This window comes from Phenylobacterium sp. (assembly GCF_030697305.1).
In the GTDB taxonomy this organism is placed as follows: Bacteria; Pseudomonadota; Alphaproteobacteria; order Caulobacterales; family Caulobacteraceae; genus Phenylobacterium.
On sequence record NZ_JAUYQL010000127.1, the window covers coordinates 34,356 to 41,027 of the forward strand.

Sequence of the window (6,672 nt, forward strand, 5' to 3'; positions counted from 1 at the left end):
TCCCCAACGAGATGTGTGGCGCACGGTGGTGCGTCGAACGAAGCATGATCGCCTCCTCCGGTTGTCTGCCGATCTCGCCATCCGCGTGTTAGATGGTCGCCGCTAGCGGTCCGGATATTCCTCCCAGCGAAGGAGAAGGATGTCCGGACCGTCTTGTCGGGGGAAGACTATCCTTTAGCGGGGCGCCATGCGTAGCGCGCCGTCCAGGCGGATCGTCTCGCCGTTGAGCATCGAGTTCTCGATGATCTGCGCGGCGAGTTGCGCGAATTCCGGCGGCACGCCCAGGCGCGAGGGATGCGGCACCGCCGCGCCCAGGGAGTCGCGCACGTCCTGCGGCAGACGCGCCAGCAGCGGGGTGTCGAAGATCCCCGGCGCGATGGTGCACACGCGGATCGCCCGCTGGGCCAGGTCGCGGGCGGCGACCAGGGTCATGCCGACGATGCCCGCCTTGGACGAGGCGTAGGGGATCTGGCCGATCTGACCTTCGTAAGCGGCGATCGAGGCGGTCAAGATCACCACGCCGCGTTCACCGTCGACCAGCTCGTTCTTGGCGGAGCTCGCCGCCGCGAGCCGCAGCACGTTGAAGCTGCCGACCAGGTTCAGAGTGATGACGCTGGCGTAGGTGTCGAGCGCGCCCGGCTGGCCCTCACGGTCGAGGACCCGCAGCGCCTTGCTGCCGCCTGCGCAATGGACGGTCGCGCGCACTGGGCCCAACGCTTCGGCGGCGGCGAACACCGCCTGCATCTGCGCTTCGTTGGTCACGTCGCCAGCAACGAACTTGACCTTGGCGCCCAGTTCGCGGGCCACGTCTTCGCCGGGCGAGGATGCGAGGTCGACGATGACCACGTTGGCCGCGCCCTGGCTCAGCAGACGCTCTGCGGTGGCGCGACCGAGCCCGGATGCGCCGCCCGTAACGACGGCGGTGATGCCTTGGATGTTCATGAATGTCCCCTTGGGTCTTAGCGGCGCCTCAGCGGCGCTCGCTGATGATGGTGTGGCCCTAGATCGAACCGGATTGTCGTAGGCCCGCGATCTCTTCGGCGGAATAGCCGAGTTGGCTCAGGATCTGGTCTGTGTGCGCGCCGAGCTCGGGCGCGGCGCTGCGGATTTCCGCGGGCGTTTCGCTCATGAAGATCGCCGTCTGCGCCACCGGCGCGGGTTTCGGCAGGCCCGGATAGTCGAGCGCGTGCAGCAGCTTCAGCGCCTGAACCTGCGGATGGTCGAGCACTTCCTGCGGGCTGAGGATCGGGCCGGCGGGGATCTTGGCCGCGGCCAGCAGGTCCAGCGCCTCGTCGCGATCGTGCTCCAGGCACCATTTCGCCGTCCGCGCCGATAGTTCTGGACCGTGGTCGCCGCGACCGATGTCATCGGCGAAGCGCGGGTCCTCCAGCCACTTGTCCTCGCCCATCAGCCGCGCCCAGCGCTTGAACAACGGCAGTCCGACCACTTGGGTCAACAGCCACTTGCCGTCCTTGGCTCGATACATGTCCGTGGGGCCGGAGGTGGGGCTGCGGTTGCCAGTGGCCACTCGGTTAGGGGCGATCACCGCCTGCTCGATCAGGGCGCCGTTGTTGAACGACACCGCGGTTGGTAGCAAGGCGGCCTTCACCTCCTGGCCGCGCCCGGACTTGCCGCGCTCGATCAACGCCAGCACCGCGCCCAGCGCAGCGTGCAAAGCGGTGCCGAAATCGACCCAGCTCACCGTCGCCCGATAGGGCTGGTCAGGCTGGCCGCTGAGATGCACCCCGCCGGACATGGCCTGGCCGATGGTGTCGAAACCCAGGCGATCAGCCCAGGGGCCCTCGCCCAGGAACGCCGACACGTTGACCAGGATGATGTTCGGCTTGATCGCCTTCAGCGTTTCGTAGTCGAGTCCCATGGCCTTCAGCGTGCCGCCCGGAAGATTGGCGACGACGATGTCGGCGCTCTCCACCAGCCGGCGCACCACATCCGTCGCCGCCGGATTCATCGGATCCAGGGTCACCGACAGCTTGTTCCGCGCGACCTGCATGAACAGGCTGCCTTCGCCGCCCTCGGTGACCGGAGTCACGAAGCGGTCTTCGCTGCCGCTACGCCTCTCGATGCGGATAACCTCGGCGCCGAAGTCGCCCAGCACGGTCGCGCAATAGGGTCCGGCGACGTAACGCCCGAAATCGAGGACGCGCACGCCGTCGAGAATACCTGCCAAGCCGTTATCTCCCTTTATGCCGTCGCCTTGCGCCGCGCCGCTGGGCCAGCCCTCAGGTCACAGCCAGCGCCACCCTTATGTCGCCGGCGTCATCGGCTCAAATATCCCGTAGCCGACCTTTGATATGGATCCGATATCATGGAACTCACACGGGTCAGGCAGTTTCTCACCCTCGCCGAGGTGCTGAATTTCCATCGCGCGGCCGAGATCCTGGACATCGCCCAGCCGCCGCTATCGGTGTCAATCGCCAAGCTCGAAGCCGAGCTCGGCGCGCCGCAATCGCCGGCTGGAATAGCCGTGGACTATCGCCCCCTGCGAAGATGATATTCGACCGGCATCGCATTTGCGCCGCATCGCCAGGGGTGCGGCGGCGCAGCGTCGCGCAACCCTAATGAGGCTCAACCCATGTCGCTCGTGCTCGAGTCACCGCCGATCCGACCGCTTCCCGCCGAAGACGAGGCGTTGCGCGCGGAGATCAAGGCGTTCATCGCCGAGACATTGGACGGCGTCCAGGCGTCGGCGCGCGCCCGTTCCTGGATGGGTTTCGACGCTGAGTTCAGCCGCAAGCTCGGCGAGCGCGGTTGGATCGGCCTGACGCTGCCCAAGGAATACGGCGGTTCCGAGCGCGGCGCCTTCGCCCGGTTCGTGCTTTCGGAGGAGCTGCTGGCTTCCGGCGCCCCGGTCGCCGCCCACTGGATCGCCGACCGCCAGAGCGGCCCCCTGATCCTGCGCTTCGGCACCGAGACGCAGCGTCAGTTCTACATCCCGCGCATCTGCCGGGGCGAAGCCTTCTTCTGCATCGGCATGAGCGAGCCCAACTCCGGTTCCGACCTCGCCAGCGTGCGCACCACCGCGGCTCAGAACGCCGACGGCTGGAGGCTGAACGGCTCGAAGATCTGGACCACCAACGGCCACCGCTCGCACTACATGATCGCCCTGGTGCGCACCTCGGGCACGCCGGCCGACCGCAACGCCGGCCTCTCCCAGTTCATCGTCGACCTGCAGGCGCCGGGCGTCACGCGCCGCCCGATCATGGATCTGGCCGGAGACGCGCACTTCTCGGAGATCCATTTCGACGACGTGCAGCTCGGCCCCGACACCCTGGTCGGCGAGGAGGGCGCGGGCTGGGAGCAGGTCAACGCCGAGCTCGCCTTCGAGCGCAGCGGGCCGGAACGGATCTACTCCAGCATGGCGCTCACCGACGCCTGGATCGCCTGGCTGCAGGCGCGCGGCGACGTCACCGAATCCGAGACGCTGTTGGTCGGCCAGCTCTCCGCGCGCCTGGCGGTGCTGCGGTCGATGTCGCTGGCGCTCACCGAACGGCTGTCGCGCCATGAGAGCCCGGTGATCGAGGCCGCCCTGCTGAAGGATCTCGGCACCAGTTACGAGCAGTCGATCCCCGCCCTGGTCGGCGAGATGGTCGCCGCCACCGTGGACGCCGACGTGCCCGCAGACCTGTTGGCGACGCTCGACTATGTGACTGCGATCAGCCCGTCATACTCGTTGCGCGGCGGCACGCGCGAAATCCTGCGCGGCATCATCGCCCGCGGCCTGGGCCTGCGTTGAGGAACGTACCGATGGACGACATGCTGAGCGAACAGTTCGACCGGCTGCTTACGGGCCTTGGTCCCATCGAGCAGACCGACACCCTGGACACCGGCCCGAAAAGCGAGGCCTGGCGCGCGATCGCCGAGTCGGGCTTCCTCGACGCCCTGACCCCGGAAGAACACGGCGGGGCGGGCGTGCCGTTCTCCGAGATCTTCCCGCTGGCCGTGGCGCTGGGGCGGCGCCTGACGCCGGCCCCAGTCATCGAGACCATGATCGCCCGCGCGATCCTGGCCCGGGCTGGGCATGAACCGCCGGAAGGCTCCATCGCGCTGGGCGACACTGGCGAGACGGCGGCCTGGCGCCTGCGTGACCTGGGCGGCCGCCTGGCGCTTGAGCCTGCGGCTGGCGGGGCAGACACAGAGTTCGCCTGGAATGGGTCGCCGCTGCGCAACCTCGCCGTCGCGACGCTCGCCGCGCGCATGGCGGGCGCGGTCGAGGCGGTGCTGACCATGACCATCGACTACGCCCTCATCCGCAAGCAGTTCGGCCGCGAGATCGGCAAGTTTCAGGCCGTGCAGCAGCAGCTCGCGGTGATGGCCGAGGAGGTCGCCGCGGCGTCCGCCGCCGCCAGGCTCGCGTTCGTCGACGATTTCACCGCCCTGCCCAGCGGCCTGGCCGCGGCCGCCAAGTTGCGCACCGGCGAGGCCGCGCTGCTGGTCGCCACCACCGCCCACGCCCTGCATGGCGCGATCGGGATCAGCAAGGAGCACACATTGCAACTGTTCACCCGCCGCCTTCACCGCTGGCGCCTGGCGGAGGGCTCGGGTCCCTACTGGGGGCTGCTGATCGGCCGCGAACGGCTGGCCTATCCCGGCGGTTCGGTCGATTTCGTGCGCACCCTCGCGGACGCCCGCTGATGAGCGTCGCCCAAGGGGTCGAAGCGGTCACCCTCGCCAACGAGGCGGCCTGGCGCACTCTAGTCGATCTGGATCGCCTGGCGAGCTGGATGGACGTCCACGGACTGGGCGCGGGACCGATTGAGGACGCTGTCGCGCTGCAGGGCGGCACCCAGAACGTCGTCCTGCGCTTTCGGCGGGGCTCCAGCGCCTTCGTGCTGCGCCGCCCGCCGGCCAAGCCGATCATGGACGGCGACATGACCATGCGCCGGGAGGCCCGCGTGCTCGCCGCCCTCGCCGGCAGCGGCGCGCCGCACCCGCGCCTGTTGGCCGCCTGCGATGATCCCTCGGTGCTGGGCGCGGGGTTCTATCTGATGGAGGCGGTGGACGGCTTCTCGCCGGCCAACGTGCCCCTCCCCTCACCGCACGGCGATGCGCCGAAGATGCGCCACGCCATGGGCCTGTCGGTGATCGATGGCCTGGCCGCGGTGGGCGGCGTCGACTACCTGGCCAAGGGCCTTGAGGATTTTGGCCGTCCCGAAGGCTTCCTCGAGCGTCAGGTCGGCCGCTGGATGAAGCAGCTGCAGGGCTACGAGGCCTTCGCTGGGTGGACCGGCCGCGCTGAATTGCCCGGCGTCGACGCCATCGCCCGGTGGCTGGAGGACAACCGGCCCGCCACGTTCGCGCCGGCGATCATCCACGGCGACTTCCACATGGCCAACATGATGTTCTCGCGCACCACGCCGGACCTCGCGGCCATCGTCGATTGGGAGCTCTCGACCATTGGTGACCCTCTGGTCGACCTGGGCTGCTTGCTGGCCACCTGGGCCGATCCGGACGGCAGCCATCCCGGCTGCGTGTCGGTGACGCCGTGGGCGGGCTTCCCCACGGAGAGCGAGCTGGTCGCCCGCTACGCCGAACGCAGCGGCCGCGACGTCTCCCAGGTCAACTGGTACGTGGTGCTCGCCTGCTTCAAGCTCGGCCTGATCCAGGAGGGCACCTATGCGCGCGCCCAGGCCGGCCAGGCCGACATGGGCATCGGCCTGCACCTGCACCAACTGACCATCAACCTGCTGGAGCGCGCGCTGCGCCGCATCTGATCGCGCCGCGGCGCGCCCTGACCGCGGGCGTCTTCTGGCCAGTCTCGGTGATCGCCGGCGGCCGGCGCGGCCTAGACCCGGCCGGTCACCGGCAGCAGCGCGCCGGTCACTGCGCCCGCCTCGTCGGAGGCCAGGAACAGGATCACCTGCGCCAGCGCGTCAGGCGTGACCCAGCGTGTGAAGTCGGCGTCGGGCATGTCGGCGCGGTTGGTGGGCGTGTCCAGGATCGAGGGCAGCACGGCGTTGACCGTCACGCCCTGGTCCTTGAGCTCTTCCGACAAGCTTTCGGTCAACCGATGGATTGCGGCCTTGGACGCTGCGTACGGTCCCATGCCGGCGGCGGCTTTCACCGCGGCGTTGGCGCCGACGTTGACGATCCGCCCGGCCGTGCTCTGGGTCAGCAGCGGGATCGCCGCAGCACTGGTGTTCACCGCTGTGGTCAGGTTCAGTCGGTGCAGGTCGCCCCAGGGCTCGACGCCGCCGTCCGCCAGCGTGGTCCAGGTGAACCCGCCGGCGACGTTCACCAGCACGTCCAGGCCGCCCTGCCGTTGGGCCACGTCCTCGACTACGGTGCGGGCCGCCGCCGGATCCGCCAAATCCACCCCACCCTTCAGATAGGCCCCGTCGCCCAGCGACGCGGCGAGCCCAGCGGGAGGCTCAGGCGAGAAATCCACTAGCGCCGTGCGCCAGCCCCGCGCCACGGCCGCCGCCGAGACCGCGCGTCCCAGCACGCCGAAGCCGCCGGTCACCAATAGGCTCTTGGTCATCGTCGTTGCCCCCACCGCCCGGTCAACCGGCCAGCACGTCGGCGAAGCGTTCACGCAGGAGGTTCTTCTGGACCTTGCCCATGGCGTTTCGAGGCAGTTCGTCGACGAAGATGACGCGCTTGGGCGTCTTGTAGGCGGCGAGTTTGGTGCGGGCGGCGGCGATCAGCTCGGCC

8 protein-coding genes are annotated in these 6,672 nt (G+C 69.1%); 4 read left to right on the forward strand and 4 right to left on the reverse strand.

The window, feature by feature from the left end:
* Positions 1-174: 174 nt before the first annotated feature.
* Positions 175-942 (reverse strand): SDR family NAD(P)-dependent oxidoreductase, encoded by a 768-nt coding sequence (locus tag Q8R27_RS13335; RefSeq protein ID WP_305699473.1) that lies wholly within the window; start codon positions 940-942, stop codon positions 175-177.
* Between the two features lie 58 nt (positions 943-1,000).
* Positions 1,001-2,188 carry a CaiB/BaiF CoA-transferase family protein gene (locus tag Q8R27_RS13340; RefSeq protein WP_305699474.1) on the reverse strand — a complete coding sequence of 396 codons (1,188 nt, stop codon included), beginning with the start codon at positions 2,186-2,188 and terminating at the stop codon, positions 1,001-1,003.
* 138 nt (positions 2,189-2,326) lie between these two features.
* On the opposite strand from Q8R27_RS13340, the gene Q8R27_RS13345 reads away from it, so the two are divergent.
* From Q8R27_RS13345 to Q8R27_RS13360, 4 genes are all read left to right on the forward strand, one after another.
* A complete protein-coding gene (locus Q8R27_RS13345) occupies positions 2,327-2,512 on the forward strand; it encodes a LysR family transcriptional regulator (RefSeq protein WP_305699475.1) in 186 nt (61 codons plus the stop codon).
* A gap of 81 nt (positions 2,513-2,593) precedes the next feature.
* Positions 2,594-3,754, forward strand: a complete 1,161-nt coding sequence (locus Q8R27_RS13350; RefSeq protein ID WP_305699476.1) for an acyl-CoA dehydrogenase family protein — start codon at positions 2,594-2,596, stop codon at positions 3,752-3,754.
* 11 nt (positions 3,755-3,765) lie between these two features.
* Positions 3,766-4,653 carry an acyl-CoA dehydrogenase family protein gene (locus Q8R27_RS13355; protein WP_305699477.1) on the forward strand — a complete coding sequence of 296 codons (888 nt, stop codon included), beginning with the start codon at positions 3,766-3,768 and terminating at the stop codon, positions 4,651-4,653.
* On the forward strand, positions 4,653-5,732 hold the full coding sequence (locus Q8R27_RS13360; protein ID WP_305699478.1) for a phosphotransferase family protein: 1,080 nt from the start codon (positions 4,653-4,655) through the stop codon (positions 5,730-5,732). The genes Q8R27_RS13355 and Q8R27_RS13360 overlap by 1 nt, the downstream gene beginning before the upstream one ends.
* A 71-nt stretch (positions 5,733-5,803) precedes the next feature.
* On the opposite strand, the gene Q8R27_RS13365 is transcribed toward Q8R27_RS13360, so the two are convergent.
* Positions 5,804-6,499, reverse strand: coding sequence for an SDR family NAD(P)-dependent oxidoreductase (locus Q8R27_RS13365; RefSeq protein ID WP_305699479.1), 696 nt, complete (start codon positions 6,497-6,499; stop codon positions 5,804-5,806).
* 22 nt (positions 6,500-6,521) lie between these two features.
* Entirely contained in the window at positions 6,522-6,665 is a 144-nt protein-coding gene (locus tag Q8R27_RS13370; protein WP_371134702.1) for a hypothetical protein, read from the reverse strand.
* Positions 6,666-6,672 lie beyond the last annotated feature (7 nt).